This window comes from Aeromonas intestinalis (assembly GCF_054052485.1).
This window is the reverse complement of record NZ_JBSTYK010000008.1, coordinates 175,098-194,495: the sequence shown is the minus strand read 5'-3', so window position 1 is coordinate 194,495 and position 19,398 is coordinate 175,098. Positions and strand designations below refer to the sequence as shown.

At 62.0% G+C, this 19,398-nt stretch carries 22 protein-coding genes and 1 riboswitch; of the genes, 19 read left to right on the top strand and 3 right to left on the bottom strand.

The features are described from left to right. The 11 genes from fliQ to lfiJ all read left to right on the top strand — a co-directional run bounded on the left by fliQ (position 1) and on the right by lfiJ (position 11,624). A complete protein-coding gene (gene fliQ, locus ACW5W7_RS12470) occupies positions 1-270 on the top strand; it encodes a flagellar biosynthesis protein FliQ (protein WP_438549430.1) in 270 nt (89 codons plus the stop codon). Beyond that, positions 267-1,049 (top strand): lateral flagellar biosynthetic protein LfiR, encoded by a 783-nt coding sequence (lfiR, locus tag ACW5W7_RS12465; RefSeq protein ID WP_456501920.1) that lies wholly within the window; start codon positions 267-269, stop codon positions 1,047-1,049. The genes fliQ and lfiR overlap by 4 nt, the downstream gene beginning before the upstream one ends. Further along, on the top strand, positions 1,046-2,182 hold the full coding sequence (gene flhB / locus ACW5W7_RS12460; RefSeq protein WP_456501919.1) for a flagellar biosynthesis protein FlhB: 1,137 nt from the start codon (positions 1,046-1,048) through the stop codon (positions 2,180-2,182). The genes lfiR and flhB overlap by 4 nt, the downstream gene beginning before the upstream one ends. 3 nt (positions 2,183-2,185) lie before the next feature. After that, complete coding sequence (gene lfhA / locus ACW5W7_RS12455; RefSeq protein ID WP_456501918.1) at positions 2,186-4,261, top strand: lateral flagellar biosynthesis protein LfhA; 2,076 nt, start codon at positions 2,186-2,188, stop codon at positions 4,259-4,261. Positions 4,262-4,455: 194 nt separating this feature from the next. After that, a riboswitch (cyclic di-GMP riboswitch) is annotated at positions 4,456-4,543 on the top strand. A gap of 253 nt (positions 4,544-4,796) precedes the next feature. Next, positions 4,797-6,059, top strand: coding sequence for a lateral flagellar response regulator transcription factor LafK (lafK, locus tag ACW5W7_RS12450; RefSeq protein WP_456501949.1), 1,263 nt, complete (start codon positions 4,797-4,799; stop codon positions 6,057-6,059). A gap of 11 nt (positions 6,060-6,070) precedes the next feature. Beyond that, positions 6,071-6,397 carry a lateral flagellar hook-basal body complex protein LfiE gene (gene lfiE / locus ACW5W7_RS12445; RefSeq protein WP_438549426.1) on the top strand — a complete coding sequence of 109 codons (327 nt, stop codon included), beginning with the start codon at positions 6,071-6,073 and terminating at the stop codon, positions 6,395-6,397. 17 nt (positions 6,398-6,414) lie between these two features. After that, complete coding sequence (gene fliFL, locus ACW5W7_RS12440; protein ID WP_456501948.1) at positions 6,415-8,154, top strand: lateral flagellar M-ring protein FliFL; 1,740 nt, start codon at positions 6,415-6,417, stop codon at positions 8,152-8,154. Beyond that, complete coding sequence (gene fliGL / locus ACW5W7_RS12435; protein ID WP_456501917.1) at positions 8,141-9,169, top strand: lateral flagellar motor switch protein FliGL; 1,029 nt, start codon at positions 8,141-8,143, stop codon at positions 9,167-9,169. Before fliFL ends, fliGL begins: the two co-directional genes overlap by 14 nt. A 12-nt stretch (positions 9,170-9,181) precedes the next feature. After that, positions 9,182-9,874 carry a lateral flagellar assembly protein FliH gene (gene lfiH / locus ACW5W7_RS12430; protein ID WP_456501916.1) on the top strand — a complete coding sequence of 231 codons (693 nt, stop codon included), beginning with the start codon at positions 9,182-9,184 and terminating at the stop codon, positions 9,872-9,874. Further along, positions 9,867-11,198: a lateral flagellar FliI-like assembly ATPase LfiI gene (gene lfiI / locus ACW5W7_RS12425; protein ID WP_456501915.1), complete on the top strand. Its 1,332-nt coding sequence runs from the start codon at positions 9,867-9,869 to the stop codon at positions 11,196-11,198. Before lfiH ends, lfiI begins: the two co-directional genes overlap by 8 nt. A 9-nt stretch (positions 11,199-11,207) precedes the next feature. Beyond that, on the top strand, positions 11,208-11,624 hold the full coding sequence (lfiJ, locus tag ACW5W7_RS12420; RefSeq protein ID WP_456501914.1) for a lateral flagellar protein LfiJ: 417 nt from the start codon (positions 11,208-11,210) through the stop codon (positions 11,622-11,624). Positions 11,625-11,629: 5 nt separating this feature from the next. Here lfiJ and flgN read toward each other — a convergent pair whose 3' ends face one another. The 3 genes from flgN to flgA form a co-directional block, all read right to left on the bottom strand. Continuing rightward, positions 11,630-12,067 (bottom strand): flagellar export chaperone FlgN, encoded by a 438-nt coding sequence (flgN, locus tag ACW5W7_RS12415; protein WP_456501913.1) that lies wholly within the window; start codon positions 12,065-12,067, stop codon positions 11,630-11,632. Between the two features lie 2 nt (positions 12,068-12,069). After that, positions 12,070-12,348, bottom strand: a complete 279-nt coding sequence (gene flgM, locus ACW5W7_RS12410; RefSeq protein ID WP_456501912.1) for a flagellar biosynthesis anti-sigma factor FlgM — start codon at positions 12,346-12,348, stop codon at positions 12,070-12,072. Between the two features lie 76 nt (positions 12,349-12,424). Beyond that, entirely contained in the window at positions 12,425-13,048 is a 624-nt protein-coding gene (gene flgA, locus ACW5W7_RS12405; RefSeq protein ID WP_456501911.1) for a flagellar basal body P-ring formation chaperone FlgA, read from the bottom strand. Between the two features lie 229 nt (positions 13,049-13,277). On the opposite strand from flgA, the gene lfgB reads away from it, so the two are divergent. The 8 genes from lfgB (at position 13,278) to fgIL (ending at position 19,392) form a co-directional block, all read left to right on the top strand. Continuing rightward, the gene (gene lfgB, locus ACW5W7_RS12400) at positions 13,278-13,667 is read left to right on the top strand and encodes a lateral flagellar basal body rod protein LfgB (protein WP_456501910.1); all 390 of its coding nucleotides are present in this window, start codon (positions 13,278-13,280) and stop codon (positions 13,665-13,667) included. 2 nt (positions 13,668-13,669) lie between these two features. Continuing rightward, entirely contained in the window at positions 13,670-14,095 is a 426-nt protein-coding gene (flgCL, locus tag ACW5W7_RS12395; RefSeq protein WP_438549417.1) for a lateral flagellar basal body rod protein FlgCL, read from the top strand. Next, the gene (locus ACW5W7_RS12390) at positions 14,096-14,779 is read left to right on the top strand and encodes a flagellar hook capping FlgD N-terminal domain-containing protein (RefSeq protein WP_438549416.1); all 684 of its coding nucleotides are present in this window, start codon (positions 14,096-14,098) and stop codon (positions 14,777-14,779) included. It abuts the gene before it with no gap. Positions 14,780-14,797: 18 nt separating this feature from the next. Then, positions 14,798-15,991, top strand: coding sequence for a lateral flagellar hook protein FlgEL (gene flgEL / locus ACW5W7_RS12385; protein ID WP_456501909.1), 1,194 nt, complete (start codon positions 14,798-14,800; stop codon positions 15,989-15,991). A gap of 10 nt (positions 15,992-16,001) precedes the next feature. Next, on the top strand, positions 16,002-16,736 hold the full coding sequence (lfgF, locus tag ACW5W7_RS12380) for a lateral flagellar basal-body rod protein LfgF (protein ID WP_456501908.1): 735 nt from the start codon (positions 16,002-16,004) through the stop codon (positions 16,734-16,736). Between the two features lie 87 nt (positions 16,737-16,823). Continuing rightward, the gene (gene lfgG, locus ACW5W7_RS12375; protein ID WP_456501907.1) at positions 16,824-17,609 is read left to right on the top strand and encodes a lateral flagellar basal-body rod protein LfgG; all 786 of its coding nucleotides are present in this window, start codon (positions 16,824-16,826) and stop codon (positions 17,607-17,609) included. 11 nt (positions 17,610-17,620) lie between these two features. After that, positions 17,621-18,280 carry a flagellar basal body L-ring protein FlgH gene (gene flgH / locus ACW5W7_RS12370; protein WP_456501906.1) on the top strand — a complete coding sequence of 220 codons (660 nt, stop codon included), beginning with the start codon at positions 17,621-17,623 and terminating at the stop codon, positions 18,278-18,280. Positions 18,281-18,288: 8 nt separating this feature from the next. Beyond that, on the top strand, positions 18,289-19,392 hold the full coding sequence (gene fgIL / locus ACW5W7_RS12365; protein ID WP_456501905.1) for a lateral flagellar basal body P-ring FlgIL: 1,104 nt from the start codon (positions 18,289-18,291) through the stop codon (positions 19,390-19,392). Positions 19,393-19,398: the final 6 nt, after the last annotated feature.

The following is a 19,398-nucleotide window of genomic DNA, read 5'->3' as shown; positions in this document are numbered from 1 at the left end:
ATGAGCCCGGAACAGAGTGTGGCCCTGGTCGGGGGCGCCGTGAACCTGGTGGTCATCATGGTCTCGGTGCTGATCGTACCCGGCCTCATCGTCGGCCTGGTGGTCAGCATCTTCCAGGCCGCGACCCAGATCCAGGAGCAGACCCTCAGCTTCCTGCCCCGCTTCATCGTCACCCTGCTGACGCTCATCTTCACGGGGAACTGGCTGCTGTCGCAGATCACCACCCTGTTTGCCGACCTGTTCCAGAAGATCCCCGGGCTCATCGGATGAACTCCCTGCTGTCGCTCAGCGCGGCCGAGCTGACCGCCTGGCTGGGCCAGTGGTGGTGGCCCTTCGTGCGCATCGCGGCGGCCTTCTGGGTGATGCCGGTGTTTGGTGATGGCCGCATTCCGGCTCAGGTTCGCCTGCTGCTGGCCTTCGTCATCAGCCTGCTCATCGCCCCCATGCTGAAAGGCATGCCGCTGCTCGACCCCTTCAGCGTCGGGGCCCTGGTGCTGACCCTGGAGCAGCTGCTGTTCGGGCTCTTGTTCGGGCTCTGCGTCCAGATGCTGTTCATGGTGATGACCATGGCCGGCCAGATCCTCTCCATGCAGATGGGCCTGGCGATGGCGGTGATGAATGACCCCTCCAACGGGGACACGGCCCCCATCGTCAGCCAGATCATGCTGATCTTCTGCTCCCTGCTGTTCCTCGGGCTCAACGGCCATCTGGTGACCCTGGATGTGCTGGTGCAGAGCATGCGCAGCTGGCCGCCGGGATCGTCCGTCTACTCCCTCGATGTGAAGGGGGTCATCGGCCTGTTCGGCTGGAGCATAGGCGCGTCCCTGATCCTGACCCTGCCCGCCGTGGTGGCCATGTTGATGGTCAACCTCACCTTCGGGGTGCTCAACCGTACGGCCCCCTCACTGAATATCTTCTCCCTGGGCTTCCCCATGACACTGTTGCTGGGGCTGCTGACCATGGCCATCTCCATCAGCGGTGTCCCGGCCCGCTATCTGGATCTGGTCGGCCATGTGCTGGCCCAGCTCAGGGCCCTGACGCCACCATGAGCCAGAACAGCGCTCAGGACAAGACCGAAGAGGCCTCCTCCCAGAAACGGCGCAAGGCGAGGGAAGAGGGGCAGATAGCGCGCTCCAAGGAGCTGAGCTCAGCCGGTTTGCTGCTGCTCGGCGGCTTGGCCATGCAGTGGATGGTGCCGAGCTTCGGCTTGTTCTTCGCCGAGCTGATGAAGCAGCCCCAGCGCTTCAACTGGCAGGGGGCGCGGGATCCCCAGATGATGGTCCAGTGGACCGCGGATGCGCTGATCGGCATGTTGTGGGTGCTGCTGCCGCTGTTCGGCCTGTTGGCTCTGCTGCTGGTGCTGCTCAGCATAGTGCCGGGGGGCATGGTGTTGACCTGGAAGAAGCTGATGCCGAGCGGGGAGAAGATCAACCCGCTCAAGGGGCTCAAGCGAATGTTCTCCTCCCACAGCCTGATGGAGCTGCTCAAGTCCCTGCTCAAGGTGCTGCTGATAGGGGGCACGCTCGCCCTGATGCTGCAGCACCAGTGGCCCCTGCTGATTATGATGAACCGCATGCCACCCCAGGCGGCCATGGAGCAGGCGCTGCGGATCCTCTCCCAGGCATTCATCTTGCTAGGCAGTGTGCAGATGCTGATCGCCGTGCTGGATGTGCCCTATCAACGCTGGTCATTGAACAAGCAGTTGAAGATGACCAAGCAGGAGGTCAAGGACGAGCACAAGAACAGCGAGGGGCGCCCCGAGATCAAGGCGAAGATCCGCCAGGTGCAGGGCATGCTGGCACGGGCCCGCATCGAACAGCGGGTGCCCCAGGCGGATGTGATCATCGTCAACCCGACCCATTATGCGGTGGCCATCAAGTATGATCCCGAGCGGGCCAACGCCCCCTTCGTGATCGCCAAGGGCATCGACAGCATGGCGGAGCGGATCCGCCAGGTGGCGAAGCAGCACGACAAGATGGTGATGAGCCTGCCCGAGCTGACCCGGGCCATCTATCACTCCACCCGGGTGGATCAGGAAGTGCCGGCGGGCCTGTATACCGCGGTCGCCTATGTATTGAATCACGTATTGCAGCTACGGGCCTATGAGGCAGGCAGGGGGAAGAAACCCAACCCCCTCGCTCCCCTGCATGTGCCGCCCGAGTTACGTCAACCTGAGAGGTAAGTTGTGAACTGGCGTGTATTGACCCAATCCTATACAGCTATCCCGCTGATGCTGTTGGCCATACTGGCGATGATGATCCTGCCTCTGCCGGGCTGGCTGCTGGATGCCCTGTTCACCTTCAACATAGTGCTGGCGGTGCTGGTGCTGCTGGTCTCCGTCTCGGCCCGCCGACCGCTGGACTTCTCCGTGTTCCCGACCGTGCTGCTGGTCGCGACCCTGATGCGACTGTCCCTCAACGTCGCCTCCACCCGGGTCGTGCTGCTGCACGGTCACGAGGGGCACGAGGCCGCGGGCAAGGTGATCCAGGCCTTCGGTGAAGTGGTCATCGGCGGCAACTATGTGGTCGGTCTGGTGGTGTTCGTGATCCTGATGATCATCAACTTCGTGGTCATCACCAAGGGGGGAGAGCGGATCTCCGAGGTCTCCGCCCGCTTCACCCTGGACGCCATGCCGGGCAAGCAGATGGCCATCGATGCCGATCTCAACGCCGGCATCCTGGACCAGCATCAGGCCAAGACCCGCCGGGAGGAGATAGCCCGGGAGGCCGACTTCTACGGCGCCATGGACGGGGCTTCCAAATTCGTGCGCGGTGACGCCATCGCCGGTCTGCTGGTGCTCATCATCAACCTGGTGGGTGGCCTGGCCATCGGTATTTTCCAGCACTCCCTGCCGGTCTCCGATGCGTTTCGCATCTATGCCCTGCTCACCATAGGTGATGGTCTGGTCGCCCAGATCCCCTCCCTGCTGATGTCCACCGCCGCGGCCATCATAGTGACCCGGGTCAGCGACGAGGGGGAGATGTCGGATCAGGTCGGCCAGCAGATCCTGGCCTCGCCCCGGGTGATCTACACGGCGGCGACCATCATGCTGATCCTGGGGCTGGTGCCGGGCATGCCCATGCTGGCCTTCCTCAGCTTCGCCGCCGTGCTGGCCTGGACCGGCTGGAGCGTCAGCAAGCGCAGGGCCCAGGATCCGGCGCTGGATGCGGCCGAGGAGCTGACCCGGCAGATGGTGCAGCACGAGCCACAGGGGCTGGACTGGCAGGATCTCGCCCCCGTGGACACGGTCGCCATCGAACTCGGCTATCGGCTAGTGCCCCTGGCGGAGGCGGACAAGGGGGCCGAGCTGCTGGCCCGGGTGCGCGGCATTCGCAAGACCCTCTCCGAGCAATATGGCTTCCTGCTGCCCGAGATCCGGGTGCGGGACAACCTGCAACTGCAGCCGGACCAGTATCGCATCAAGCTCTCCGGCATCGCCCTGGCCATGGGCAACGTGGATTGTCAGCGGCTGATGGCCATCAGTAGCGGGGAGACCTATGGCGCTCTGGATGGCGAGCTGACCCAGGATCCGGCCTACGGCATGAACGCGGTCTGGATCTCCCCGGACAACAAGGCCAAGGCGCTGAACCTGGGTTATTCAGTGGTGGATTCCGCCACCGTCATCGCCACCCATACCAGCAAGCTGCTGAGGGAGCAGCTGGATGTGCTGTTCGGCCATGACGAGGTGGGCAAGCTGGGCCAGTACCTAGCGGTCCAGTCCCCCCGGCTGGCGGAGGAGCTCAACCTGGCCCTGACCCAGATGCAGCAGTTGCGGGTGTTCCGCCAGTTGCTCAAGGAGCAGATCAGCCTCACCGACATCCGCACCATAGCCACCACTTTGCTGGATGCGAGCGAGTTGACCAAGGATCCCGTGCTGCTGGCCTCGGATGTGCGCTGTGCCCTGAGGCGGCAGATCGTCAGGCAGGCCATCGGTTCTAGGGACATCCTGGCGGCCTTCACCCTGGATGACAGGCTGGAGCAGACGTTGCTGAGCGCCATGAACCAGTCCCAGCAGCAGGGCAAGATCCAGTTGGACAGCTTCCCGGTCGATCCCCAGTTGCTCGCCCAGTTGCAGCAGAACATGCCGCTGGTGAAGGAGCAGTTGCAGCAGCAGGGCTATGCCCCCGTGCTGGTGGTCATGCCCCAGCTCAGGCCCCTGATCGCCCGCTATGCCCGCTCCTTCTCAAAAGGTCTCAAAGTGCTCTCTTATAACGAGATACCGGAAGACTTGCGGGTGGAGGTAATTGGCACCCTCGGCTGAAGTTGAATTGCCATGTCAACATCTTGATCAGGAAGTGGTTATTCCGCATATCTACTTGAATTGTCATATAAAGCCGTTATGATGTGACGGCTTTTGACGTGATGCACACTGGAATAAATAACAAAATACAAACAATCAGGTGTATCTCATGGCTTTAAGGATAACAAAGCCATGCCATCCTAATACGGGTCGTCGCATGATAAAGGCAAACTGAACTGAAAAGTCAGGACGCAAAGCCTCCGGTCTAACAGCATTGATGCTAACGATAGCGGGGTTACCAAGGCCATGATTCTCGCCTTGTTTTCATACCACTATAAGGTAAACGCTCAATTAAGAAGCGTTATTCTTGTCGTGGTGCGTTTTTATTTGTCACGGTCAGTTCTGTTGATTGATTCATGTGCAATCACAGGTTCGGGTTAATATGTTTTCTGATTTATCTATCAAGGAAAATTCAATACCCGTCGGTGTTGAATCGCACGCACATTTATTATTTGTCTCCTCATCGTTATCAAATGGAAACGATATTGGGGAGATGTTGTTGAATTCCGGCTACCGGGTTTCCTGCCAGGATTCCATCTCCCGGGCCAAGCAATTCCTCTCCTGCCATTCGGTGGATCTCATCCTGCTCGACATGGCGGTCATGACCGAAGCCGGCCCCTCCAGGGTGCATGAGCTGACGGGGGCCGACTGCGTCATCCTGGTCAATGAGGATCAGGCCTATCTGGCGGCGGAAGCCATGCGGGCCGGCGCCATCGACTACATCATCAAGCCTTTCAGCCAGCGCCAGATCCTCGATGTGGTGAGGGGGGCCTTGCGACTGCGCCAGGCCATTCCCAACCTGGTCGCGACCTCTGCCCTGAGCCTGCAGGTGCTGCAACTCGCCAGGCGCGCCGCCAAGACCTCGGCCACCATCCTCATTGGTGGCGAGTCGGGGACGGGCAAGGAGCGGCTGGCCCGCTACATCCACGACATGTCCAACCGGGCGAACAAACCCTTCGTGGCCATCAACTGCGCCGCCATCCCCGAGGCCATGCTCGAGTCCATTCTGTTCGGTCACAGCAAGGGGGCCTTCACCGGCGCCACCGCCAGCCAGCAGGGCAAGTTCGAGCTGGCCCAGGGGGGCACCCTGCTGCTGGACGAGATCTCAGAGTTGCCCCTGGCGCTGCAGGCCAAGCTGCTGCGGGTATTGCAGGAGAAAGAGGTGGAGCGACTCGGCAGCCATCAGGTGATCCCGCTGGATGTGCGGATCATCGCCGCCAGTAACCGGGATCTGAGGGCGCTGGTGGCACAGGGGGAGTTTCGCGAAGACCTGTTCTATCGGCTCGATGTGCTGCCCATGAACTGGCCCGCCCTGCGGGAGCGGCCCGACGACATCCTGCCCCTGGCCAGCCACTTCATCGAACGCTACGCCGCCCAGCAGGGTTATCGGCTGAGCGAGGGGGCCAGCAGGCAGCTGCTCTCCTACGACTGGCCCGGCAATGTCCGTGAACTGGATAACGTCATCCAGCGGGCCTTAATTATGGCTCGCGGATTGCATATTCAGGCCGTCGATTTGATGCTGCCCCATTACGCAGCGGAGGCCGACAACCCGTTATCGCAGGCCCTCGCGGCCCCCGAGGGGCTCAGCGAGACCAAGCGGCATGCGGAATTTCAATTCGTCCTGGAGACGTTGCGCCGTTTTCGTGGTCACCGCACCCGGACGGCGGAAGCCCTCGGGATGACGACCCGGGCACTTAGATACAAGCTGGCGGCCATGCGTGAGCAAGGCATCGATGTCGAGCAGCAGATTCAGAACTAAGGGATAACCGAGTGAAGATTGAGATGATGTCATCACAGGTGACACTCCTGCAGCAGATGCAGGAAATGCAGCGAGTCGCCAACCAAGCCCCTTCCATCGAACCAAACGAGGCATCGACTGTCTCGTTCAGCGATGCCATGAAAGATGTCGTCGGGCGGGTGAACGAACAGCAGAATATAGCGTCCAGGCTCATGACCGCAGTCGATGCGGGTCAGAGCGACGATCTGGTGGGGGCCATGGTGGCCAGCCAGAAGGCCGGCCTCAGCTTTTCCGCCCTGATGCAGGTGCGCAACAAGCTGATGACCGGCTTCGATGACATCATGCGCATGCCGCTCTGAGGTTGGTGATGACTGAATTGGTATCCTCCTCCCAGGGGGCATCTGTCTCCCTGATGGCACGGGTTCAGGAAGGGATGCGCAACTGGCGCACCCTCTCCCGGGACAACAAATCCATCCTGACCATAGCGCTGCTTGCCGCGATCGTGGCGGGCACCATAGTGGTCATACTGTGGACCTCCAGCAAGAACTACGTCCCCCTCTACGGCAAGCAGGAGCTCTACGACACCGCCAACATCATGGAGATGCTGGAAAAAGAGCAGGTACCGTTCCGGTTGGAAAAGAGCACAGGCCAGATCCTGGTGCCCGAGAGTCAGCTCGCCCACGTCCGTATGGCCCTGGCGGCCCGCGGCGTCAGAGCCGCCATGCCGGCCGGCCTCGAGGGGCTGGACAACGTCACCGGCCTCGGTACCAGCGAATTCATGGAAGGGGCCCGCTATCGCCATGCCCTGGAAGGGGAGCTGGCCAGGACCATCATCTCCCTGGATGCGGTGCGTAGCGCCCGCGTCCACCTCGCAATTCCCAAACGAACCCTGTTTGTCGGTCGCGACGAAGAGAAACCCAGCGCCTCCGTGATGCTGGATCTGCAGCCTGGCCAGTCCATGGAACCCGGCCAGGTCGAGGCGATCGCGAACCTGGTGGCGGGCAGCATCTCCGGCATGAAGCCCGGGGCAGTGACCGTGGTGGATCAGGCCGGCCAGCTGCTGAGCGCCGAGATGGGCGACAAGGCGGGCTTTGGCAAGCAGAGCGTCCAGCAGATGGAGTATGTGCGCAAGCTGGAGCAGTACATCCGCCAGCGGGCCAACGACATGCTCTATCCCATGCTGGGCACCGGCAACTTCCGGGTGCAGATAGCCGCGGACGTGAACTTCAACGCGGTGGAGGAGACTCAGCAGCAGCTGGATCCCAACGGCGTGGTGACCAAGGAATCCAACAAGTCTGACAAGACCATAGACGCGCTGGCTCTCGGCATTCCGGGGGCGCTCTCCAACCGGCCTCCCGAGACGGCACCCCAGGCCGATCAGGCCGCGCAGGAGGGGGCCGCGACTCCTGAGCCCCCCAAGAATGACACCCGCACCGAACGCCAGGAAGTCAGCAAGCAGTATGAGAACAGCCGCACCATAGTGCACACCCGTTATCAGCAGGGGCGCCTGGAACGGATGAACGTCTCCATTCTGCTGAACCAGCAGATTGGCCCTGAGGGTGGCTGGAGTGCCGAACAACTGGAGCAGATCCGCCAGATGGTTGAACGTTCTGTGGGGTTTGATAGCGCCCGTGGCGACCAAATCAGCTTGCAAGTGTTCGACTTTACCGGTGCGGTGCCGATCACTCCGCCGGAGTCCAGCTGGCTGGAAACACCTTATTGGCAGGATTCCCTGCGTTATCTGGTGGGTGGGCTGCTGGGGCTGACTCTGGTGTTCTTCGGCATTCGTCCGCTGGTGAAGCACCTGGTGCGCACCCAGCAATACCCTGAGGCCGAGCCGGAACAGGAGCAGGATGAGGAACTGGAACCCCAGGTCGGTCTCTCCATGCGCCGAGAAGGGGATGGCGAGATCGAGGGTTCAGCGCTTGGCAAGAGCCTGTTGCAGAACGAACACAGAGTGGATCCCCAGTTCTCTTCGCTGGATCTTGAGGCCTTGCCTGAACCCGGTTCCGAGCTGGAAGTTCAGCTCAAACACCTGCAACTGCTGGTAGACAAAGACACGGCCCGGGTGGCGGAAGTGGTCAGACAATGGGTGAGTGGCAATGAACAACGTTAATCTGAACCAGAGCGCGGTCGACATCGATATCGACAATCTCGAGAAAGCCGCCATCCTGTTGCTGAGCATGGGTACCGAGGCGGCCGCCAAGGTGATGCAGAAGCTTTCCCGCGACGAAGTGCAACGGCTTATCTCCAAGATGGCGGGTCTCTCCGGGGTCAGCTCCATCGAGGCCAAGTGGACTTTGCAGCAGTTCTTTAGCCAGTACCGCGAGCAGAGCGGCATCGGCAGCGCCTCGCGGGAGTATCTGGAGCAAACCCTGGATCTGGCACTGGGGCAGCGGCTCTCCCGCAGCCTGCTCGACAGCCTCTATGGGGATGTCATGAGTCAGGATATCCAGCGGCTGCAGTGGGTGCCCGCCGAAGTACTGGCTCGCTTCTTCCGCAACGAACACCCGCAGATGCAGGCCGTGTTGCTCGCCTTCCTCCCTCCCCAGACGGCGTCGGCCGTGCTCGATGCCCTGCCGGGGTCGGTGCACGACGACCTGCTGGTTCGGGTCGCCAGTCTCAGCTCGGTGAGCGAGCATGTGCTGGCTGAGCTGCGGCTGACGCTGGATCGTTGCCTGGCCTATGTGGCGGATCAATCCGGAGCCAAGGTCAACGGGGTGCGCCAGGTCGCCGATATCCTGAATCGCTATCAGGGCAACAAGGAACAGATGCTCTCCCTTTTGCGCGAGCATGACGGGGACATGGCCCTCGAGATAGAGAAGAATATGTTCGACTTCATGGCCCTGCGTCGTCAGAGCGACGATACCCTGCAGCGCCTGGTACAGGAGTTGCCGGCGGATCTGCTGGCCCTTGCCTTGAAGAACACCGAAGCCAGCTTCCGCAAGGTGGTGCTGGGTGCCATGCCGAAGCGGATGGCACAGGCGCTGGAGGCCCAGATCCAGGATCAGGGCAGCGTCTCTTTGCGCAAGGTTGAGCAGGCGCGGGAAGAGGTGATGCAGATGGTGCGGGAACTGGTGGAGCAGGGAGAACTCGAGTTCCAACTGTTTGAAGAGCCAACCGTCAGCTAACAGGAGGCTGCCATGAGTCAACAGGTTCGCAAACTGGCGGCTGGTGCCACACGTCTCTATCGCTTTCCAGCTCTGGGACAGAGTGGGGAGGAGGCCCGGAACCAGCAGGAAGAGTTCGAGTATGGTTATCAGCAGGGGCTGGAGCAGGGACAGGCCGAAGGCTACCAGTCCGGTTATCAGCAGGGGTTGACCAGCGGTCTCATCGAAGGGGAGGCCAAGGGGCTGCAACAGGGTCAGGTCCGCGGCCTGGCCCAGGGGCTGGCCGAGGGGCGAACCTCGTTCGATCAGGCCATGATCCCCTTTGCCAAGTTGCAGCAGCAGTGGGAGTCCCTGACCCAGACCCGCATGCTGGAGCAAAAGGAACTGATCGCCCAGCTGGTCGCCCAGGTGGCCAAGCGGGTGATCCAGGCCGAATTCACCCTCAATCCCCAGCAGGTGTTGCAACAGGTCGAGCAGGCCATGGCCACATTGCCCAATGAATCTGAGGATCTGGTTATTTACCTGAGCGAGGGAGACCGACAGAGGCTGGCGGAGCAGGGAGTGACACGCTGCGAGAAGTGGCCTCTGCAGGTAGATGGGGCCCTGGGAATCGGGGATGCCAGAATCGAGACCCGGGCGGCAGTGATCGAGATTAATACCAAAGAGCGGCTAGATAATTGCATCAATCAGCTCAATCAGACGTTGGCCTTGCCAAATAATGCATGAATCCCTGCAACGGGTGCTGAACTCGGCTCTGAATGAGCTGGACGAGATACCGGCTTTTCGCCGCTATGGGCGTCTGGTACGGGTGACAGGTTTGACGCTGGAGGTGGTGGGCTGCCAGTTGGTAATGGGGCAGCGCTGCCGGGTGGACTGTGCGACCGGTGAACCCCTGCTGGCCGAGGTGGTTGGCTTCAACCGCGATGTCTCTTATTTAATGCCACTCCAGCCCATGAGCGGTCTCTATGCCGGTGCCCGAGTACAACCCATTGATGGTGAGGAGCGGATCCGGCTTGGCTCACACCTTCTCGGCCGGGTGCTCGATGGACTGCTGCAACCCCTGGATGGATGCCCCCTGCAGGAAGAGGGGGAAAGCGTTCCACTGTTTGCTTCCCCCCCTAACCCCTTGTTACGTACCCCGGTGCGGGAGCCGCTTGATGTGGGGATCCGCGCTATCAATGGCATGCTGACGGTAGGTAAGGGCCAGCGGTTGGGGCTGTTTGCGGGATCCGGGGTAGGCAAGAGCATGTTGCTCGGCATGATGACCCGCAACACCAGCGCGCAGATAGTGGTGGTGGGCCTCATTGGTGAACGGGGCCGGGAGGTGCGGGAGTTCATCGAGCACAGCCTTGGGACCGAGGGGCTGGCTCGCTCCGTGGTGATTGCTGCTCCGGCAGATCAATCCCCCCTGATGCGGCTGCGGGCGGCCCAACTGTGTCACCGCATCGCTGAGTATTTCCGTGAGCAGGGAGAGGACGTACTGCTGCTGATGGACTCCCTGACCCGCTATGCCCAGGCCCAGCGGGAGATTGCGCTGGCGATAGGCGAACCCCCCGCTACCCGTGGCTATCCCCCCTCTGTGTTCAGCATGCTGACCCAGCTGGTGGAGCGGGCAGGGAACGGCACCCGGGCCGACGGCAGTTTGAGCGCCTTCTATACGGTGCTGGCGGAGGGGGACGATCAGCAGGATCCCGTGGTGGATTCGGCGCGTGCCATCCTCGATGGCCACATAGTGCTGACACGCCGGCTGGCGGAGGAGGGGCACTACCCCGCCATCGACATCGGCGCCTCGGTGAGCCGGGTGATGCCCCAGGTGGTGCCGCCGGAATGGCAGACCCTGGCGGTCACCCTGCGTCAGCTCTGGGGACGCTATCAGCAGGTTCGCGAGCTACTTCCGCTGGGGGGTTATCAACCCGGAGCAGATCCCCAGATGGATGAGGCCGTACAGCGTTACCCCGCCATCGCCAGCTTCCTGCAGCAGGGCATCCATGAAGAGACCCCCATTACCCAGGTGGTGGGGGACTTGAAACAAGTGCTCGGCAGAGCCTAAGGAGGCGGTGTGCTGAAATCCTATCTCGGCCTGCAACAGGATGCGCTGGACGCCATGGGCAAGGAACGGCAGCGACTGCGGGAGGTTGCCATGCGCGAAGAGCAGCGGGTGCTGAAGCTGCAGGAGGTGATCGCGACTCTGCAGCTAGGCTCGGCCAGCTTCCACCCCCTGCTCTGGCAGAACAAGCAGCAGATGCAGGGGCAGTTGCGTCACCTGCTGGATCATCAGTTGCAACAGTCATCGTTGGCCCGCCTGGATCTCTCCCGTCATGAGGGGCAACTGCTCAAGCAGTTTGGCCGGGTCAAGGGGCTGGAGCTGTTGCTGGACAGGCGAGCCCTGGAGGCGCGTCAGCGGCAGGAGTCAGGGGATCAACGCCAGCTCGACGAACTCGCCAGCCTGCGCCATCGCGCCCTGCGGGGGCGCTGAAGGGATCAATCGGGGAAGCGTTCCTGCCGGCCGTAGGCAGATTCCTGACCGAGCAGGCTGTTGATGGTCTCTATCTGACCGGCCAGCAGGCGGCCATTGTGTTCATTCTGGCGTCGGCACTGCTTCAGCAACAGCTCCAGCCGCTGCCACTCTTTCCCCACGCTCTGTTGCAGGGCATCGGGCAACTTGGCGATCAGCTTCGCCATCCCTTTCTCATCGGGCTTGAGCCCCAGCGCCAGCAGATGCTGACAGCGCTGCTGCGCCTCTTGCTGGATGTCGACCATCAGCCGGGTCTGCTGGTGGTTGTGGGTGGTCAGACCCTCGACGTCATGACTGGCCAGCAGACCGTGCTGGTTGAGCAGCAGTTGCTGCAACTGCGCATAACGTCCGCAATCCTGCTGAATGCCGATGATCAACTCTTTGACCCTCAGCTTGGGTGCCATGGTCATCGGCGGTGCATGTCCAGAATGGCCTGACCCAGGGCATCCATGTCGAGTTCGAGCTTGCCCTCGCTGATGGCCTGACGGATCTGGTTGACCTTCTCCATGTCCACGTCCGGGGTCGAGGCGAGCTCGGCCCTTGCCTGATTGATGCTGTGTGCCCTGGTGCTGATCTGGGCGTCAGCCTGGGGGCTCCTGGACTGAGGCTGGGTCAGGGGGGCGGCATCCTGCTGGCGTTGCAGCTGGGTCTGGACATAGAGCGGATCGGTACGGGTGATTTTCATAACGTCAATTCCTGATGGTCTATCTATGACAGGCGACCCTTGGGCGCCCCAACTTGAATCAAACTCGCTTTCCGCCTCAAAAACGGGTTTCCACTTCCCCCTTGTCGATGACCCAGGCCTGGATCTCCTTGCCGGACTGGTTGTTGCGTACCCGGACTCCGTCGCCGATGGCCCCGCTCTCCAGCGCCCTGCCGCGGGTGGTGGCCGAGAAGTTCCCCTGACCGGCCCGGATCAGCACCCCTTCCCCCTCCCGCACGGCCCAGCTCTTCTGCAGATCCAGCTCGCTGATGAGCTGCCCCATCCTGAGATGGCGATTGCTCTTGCTGCCTACCGGCGAATGGTTGCTGGGGATGAAGCCCCGCTGCAGCCGGCTGACATCCAGCTCCTTCTCCACCAGGTCGGCGGGCTGGATGGCCCTCCCTTTCTGGATCTCCCTGGCCGTGACCCAGACCGGCATCATCAGGCCGACCTCGACTCTGGCCCTGAGTTGCCAGGCGGGCTCGGTGCACTCGACCAGATAGGGGCGCCGCCCCCAGGGCTGACGATATTGGCCCCCCGCCTGCAGCCTGATCTCCTGCTGGCAGGGGGGGAGGTGAGCCACTGCGGGGGAGAGCCAGACCTGATATTCCGCCGGGGGGCTCGGCCAATCCTGCTGCTGCAGGTAGTCGCTCAGGGCCGCACTGGCATCAGTCTTCAACATGCTCTCCAACTGCTGCGGCAGTGGCACGGGCTCGGCCAGAAGCGGGCGCACCAGAAACGAGAGGCAGAGCAGACAGAACAGCTTCCATATGGGAAACGATGCTTCCCCTTTTGACCGGCTGGTCAACCGCCGGCGACTCCCTGATCGGCGGAAATAACGGATTTTCATGATTGGCATGAGTCTTGATAAAGGATGCACCGGTCTGACTGGTTCACAAGAAGGATGAAGCATGAGTATCTCATTTGACAGCGCGCTTGGGGTGCACCCCTATGCCCTCGATGTACGAGCGGATCGGGCACGTATTCTGGCAGGGAATCTGGCCAATGTGGATACCCCCGGTTATCTGGCGCGGGATGTGGATTACAAGAGCATACTCGGCCGGGTCGCCCAACAGGTCGTCGCCGGGGAACAGGGGGCGGCCATCAGCCAGGGCGCCATGAGCAACGACATGCAGCATCCCCTCTATCGCATTCCCTATCAGGTCTCTATGGATGGCAACACCGCCGAGCTCAGCGTGGAGCAGAGCAAGTTTGCCAGCAATGCCACCGACTTCCAGACCAGCCTCACCTTCCTGAATATGAAAATCACCGGGATCGCCAAGGCGATCGAGGGCCGTTAATCATGTCGTTCAACCGAATCTATGACATCGCCGGCAGCGCCATGCGGGCACAGACAGTCCGTCTGGACACTGTCGCCTCCAACCTGGCCAACGTCGACAGCGCCGCCGGCAGCGAAGCCGCCGCCTTCCGGGCCATCAAGCCCGTCTTCTCCACCCTCTATCAACGGGTGCAGGAGGCCGACGGGCTGGGGGCAGCCCAGGTGCAGATCGCAGGCATAGTGCAGTCGGATCGCCAGGTCGAGAAGCGCCTGGAGCCGACCAACCCGCTGGCCGATGGCGAGGGCTTTGTCTACTACTCCAACGTCAACGCGGTGGAGGAGATGGCGGACATGATGAGTGCCTCCCGGGGGTTCGAGACCTCGGTGGAGGTGATCAACCGCATCAACAGCATGCAGCAGGGCCTGCTGCGACTGGGTCAGGGAGCGTAAATGAGCCTGCCACAAGTCAGCGGTCTGGACTCCGCCCGCAGCACCAGCCAGTACTCGGCGACCCCTGAGATCGCCAGCAACAACGCAGCCGCCGGCCAGGGCGTACAACTGCGCAACGAATTCCTGCAGATGATGGTGGCCCAGATCCAGAACCAGGATCCGACCAATCCCCTTGACGGCGCCCAGTACGTCACCCAACTGGCGCAGTTCAGCATGGTGGAGGGGGTCGAAGGGCTCAAGGTGCTGCAGCAGAAGTCCATCAACATGATGGATACCCAGCAGGTGCTGCAGAGCACGGATCTCATCGACAAGGAGGTGATGGTGCCGAGCCAGACCCTGAGCCAGAAAGAGGAGAAGGCGATCCGCGGCCAGGTGGAGCTGGGCGGTGCGGCCGATGCGGTCGAGCTGAAGGTCTATGACAAGAACGGCACCCTGGTGGCCAGCAAGAGCTGGGGCGAGAGCAAGGCGGGCGGGCTGGACTACGAGCTGCCGACCCTGCCGGCCGGCGAGTACAGCTTCGAGGTGAAGGCCTCCCTCGCGGGCGTCGCCACCACCACCAAGAACTATGTGGCGAGCCAGGTGGAGCGGGTCAACCTGCCCGGCACGGGCGAGATCATGTTGCAAGTGGCGGGCGTCGGGGAAGTTCCCCTGTTCAGCGCCGTCCAGTTTGGCAAGTCGGCGTAATCAAATAGGAGCGAAACTGTGTCTTTTAGTATCGGACTGAGCGGCCTGCGCGCCGTCAACCAGGAATTGAGTGTCATCAGCAACAACGTGGCTAACGCCAGCACCGCTGGCTTCAAGTCCAGCCGTGCCGAGTTCGCCGCCATCTACGGCGGTGGCCAGGCCGGAGGGGTGGAGATGAACAACGTCTCCCAGAACTTTGATCGCAACGGGGACGTGACCCGGACCGGGCGCGGCCTGGATCTGGCGATCTCCGGCAGCGGCTTCTTCGTCCTCAAGGACAGCAACGGCCAGACCTCCTACACCCGGGCCGGCATGTTCCAGCGCGATGCCAGCAACTACCTGACCACAGCGAGTGGTACCCGCTTGCAGGGCTACACCACCAACGAAGCGGGTGAACTGCAATCCGGCGTGGTGGGGGACATTCAGGTCAAGGCTGGCAGCCTGCCCGCCAAGCCTTCAGACAGCCTGGAGTTCGTGGCCAATCTCAAGGCGGATGCCAGTATCATCGATCAGACGGCGCATCCGTTCGACCCTGCTAAATCCGACAGCTTCAGCTACTCCCAGTCCAGCAAGGTCTATGACTCGCTTGGGGTCGAGCACACTGTCACCCAGTATTTCGTGAAGACGGGGGACAACACCTGGCAGGTCAACTACGCCTTCAACGGCGCCAAGACCGGCTCCCCGGTGACCATGGAGTTCAACACCAACGGCACCCTGAAGATGCCAACCACGGCCCCGGTACTGAACCTGGCCCCTCCTGGCGCCGATCCAATTACCCTCAAGGCAGATCTGGCCAAGGTCAGCCAGTACGCCTCCGACTTCAACGCCACCCGCAACCAGTCCAACGGCTATGCGGCCGGTGATCTGACCGGGGTCCGGGTCGACGCAGACGGCGGTGTCTACGCCACTTTCACCAACGGTCAGAGTTTGTTGCAGGGCCAGGTGGTGATGGCGAACTTCACCAACCCGAACGGTCTGGTGCAGGCCAACAACACCACCTGGCAGCAGTCGTTCAGCTCGGGTCAGCCCGTGCTGGGGGCGCCGGGTACCGGCACCTTGGGTACCCTGACTGCGGGGGCCTATGAGGCATCCAACGTGGATCTGACTGGTGAGCTGGTCAGCCTGATGACCTCCCAGCGCAACTATCAGGCCAATGCCAAGACCATCAGCTCGGCCGACAAGATGACCCAGGTTCTCTTCAACTCCTTCTAAGGCGTGATGCGTGGAAAAGCTTATCTATACCGCCATGTCGGGGGCGCAACACAGCCTGATGGCCCAGCAGATCCGGGCGAACAACCTGGCCAACGTCAATACCGCCGGTTTTCGGGCCGATTTCGAGCGGGCCTCCGCCTATGCCCTGGCCGGTGACGGCTTCCAGAGCCGGGTCATGGCCCGGGAGGAACAGGCGGGTACCGACTTCAAGCCCGGTGCCCTGATGCAGACCGGCCGCAAGCTGGATGTGGCGATCCGGGGTGATGGCTTCATCGCGGTACAGACTGCCGATGGCAAGGAGGCCTACACCCGCGCCGGCAACCTGGAGGTGGATGGTGAGGGTCTGTTGACCCTCAATGGCCGTCCCGTGCTGGGGGATGGCGGTGAGATGGTGCTGCCAGCCTATCGTGACCTCAGCTTCGGCAAGGATGGATCCCTCAGCATCACCCCGCCGGGTGGCGGTGCCCGTCTGGATGTGGGTCGTCTCAAGCTGGTCAATCCGGATCCGGCCGAGCTGGTGAAGGGACAGGACGGTCTGTTCCGTCAGCGCCAGGGTGGCGATGCGGAAATAAGTGAACAGGTTGTGCTGGCATCCGGCTTCCTTGAGGGGGCGAACGTGAACGCGGTCGATGAGCTGATAGGCAGTATGTCCCTGACCCGCAACTTCGAGTTGCAGGTCAAACTGATGAAGACGGCGGATGAGCAGGCCAGGCAAGGGGCCAGACTGATCTCCGGTCAGGGCTGACAGAATGATGAAGGGCCGGTGTGACCGGCCAGGAAGAGATTGATGAGGGTGCCAGGCACCCTCCCATGAGATGGTGGAGAGACGAAGATGCACGCAGCACTTTGGGTGAGTAAAACGGGTCTGTCGGCACAGGATGCCAAGATGGCCAGCATTTCCAACAACCTGGCCAACGTCAACACGGTCGGCTTCAAGCGCGATCGGGTGGCGTTCGAGGATCTGTTCTATCAGGTCCAGCGTCAGCCGGGTGCCCAGCAGGATCAGCAGAACCTGTCCCCCATCGGCATCCAGATGGGGAATGGTGTACGGGTGGTCGGCACCCAGAAGGTGTTCACCTCGGGCCAGTTCCAGAACACCAACCAGGAGCTGGACATCGCCGTGGTCGGTGCCGGATTCTTCGGTGTCGAGCGACCGGATGGCGAGACCGCCTACACCCGCAACGGCCAGTGGCATCGCAATGCCGAGGGGCTGCTGGTCAACTCTGACGGCCTGCCCATGCTGCCGCAGATCCAGATCCCCGACAACGCCACCAAGATCGCCATCGGCACCGACGGTACCGTCAGCGCGACCCTGCCGGGCCAGCAGGAGAACGTGGAGCTGGGTCGTATCACCCTGACCAACTTCTCCAACCCGGCAGGGTTGGAAGCCCTGGGGGGCAACCTATATCGGGCGACGGGTGCCTCCGGCGAGGCCATCGAAGGGGTGCCGGGCGAAGAGGCCATGGGGGCCCTCAAGCAGTTCACTCTGGAGAGCTCCAACGTCAACGTGGTGGAGGAGATGGTGGACATGATCACCACCCAGCGTGCCTACGAGATGAACGCCAAGGTGGTCTCTTCCGCCGATCAGATGCTCAAATTTATCACCCAGGCATTGTGATGATTGGGTCGATGTTGCGTTGTGTCGGATTGGCTCTGCTGCTCGGCGGTTGTTCCACCTATGAGTTGCAGGCTCCGGAGCCCGGCGATGAGAAGTGGGCGCCCTCCCGTTCCCAGATGACCCGCACCGGTGTGGGGGAGGATGGCAGCCTCTATCGTAATGACTACATGATGACCCTGTTCCAGGATCGCCGCGCCTATCGTATCGGCGACATCCTGACCGTGATGCTGGAGGAGCGGACCCAGTCCAGCAAGAAAGCCAACACCAGCATGAACAAGAACAACAGCATCAATGTGCCCGCCCCTTCTATCGGTGGCGTATCACGCCCCGACTGGGGAGCCTCGATCAGCGCCGATCGCGACTTCGATGGTGGTGCCACCTCCAGCCAGCAGAACACCTTGGCGGGGGCCATCACGGTCACCGTGGCCGAGGTGATGCCGAACGGGGTGCTGGGGATCCGCGGGGAGAAGTGGATCCGTCTCAACCAGGGGGATGAGTACATCCGTCTGGGGGGCATGGTGCGGGTCGAGGACATCGATCAGAGCAACCGCATCTCCTCCCAGCGTATCGCCGATGCCCGCATCACCTATGCGGGACGCGGTGCCCTTGCCGACAGCAACCAGATGGGCTGGCTGGCGCGCTTCTTCAGCTCCGCCTTTGCTCCCTTGTGAGGACTCCAATGAACAGATGGTGTATCGCCTTGCTCTGCTGCCTGCTGCCGGGTATTGTCACCGCCGCGCCCGCCAAGCGGGCCCTGCTGGACATCGCCGATGTGCAGGGGATGCGAACCAACCAGCTGGTGGGGTACGGCCTGGTGGTGGGTCTCTCCGGCACAGGGGATCGCAGTCAGGTCAAGTTCACCGGCCAGTCCATGACCAACATGCTCAAGCAGTTTGGCGTGCAACTGCCCGATGACATCGACCCCAAGCTCAAGAACGTCGCCGCCGTGTCGGTGCAGGCGACCCTGCCTGCGCTCGCGGGCAAGGGACAACTGGTGGACGTGACCGTCACCTCCATCGGGGATGCCAAGAGCCTGCGGGGTGGGTCTTTGTTGCTGACTCCCATGCGCGGCATAGATGGTGAAGTCTATGCAGTCGCTCAGGGGAACCTGGTGGTGGCCGGTGTCAAGGCGGAGGGGCAGTCAGGTTCCTCCGTGACCATCAATGTGCCCACCGCAGGCATCATCCCGAATGGCGCCATCATAGAACGGGAGGCCGCCAGCAGCTTCTCTGACAAGCCCGAAGTCACCCTCAACCTGCATCAGCCGAACTTCAAGACGGCGCGTAATGTGGAGCGGGAGATCAACCGCCAGCTTGGCCCAGTGGCCAAGGCGATCAGTGCCGGGCGGATCCAGATTACGGCCCCTCGCGACGAGAGCCAGCGCATCTCTTTCATGGCCCTGCTGCAGGATATCGAGATCGACATGGGCAAGGAACGGCCCAGGGTGGTCTTCAACAGCCGCACCGGCACCGTCGTCATGGGGCAGGGGGTCAAGGTGCACAAGGCGGCGGTCAGTCACGGCAGCCTGACGGTTACAATCGGCGAGAGCCAGACCGTGAGTCAGCCCAACGCCTTCTCCAACGGCCGGACCACCACTACACCGAACTCCCAGATCCAGGTTGACCGGGAGCGCAACAACATGTTTGTCTGGCCGGATGGCACTTCCCTTGAAGTGATCGTCAAGGCAGTGAATTCCCTGGGGGCGACCCCGGATGATGTCATGGCCATTCTGCAAGCCCTCGACGAGGCGGGAGCCCTCGAAGGCGAGCTGGTGGTCATCTAAGGATTG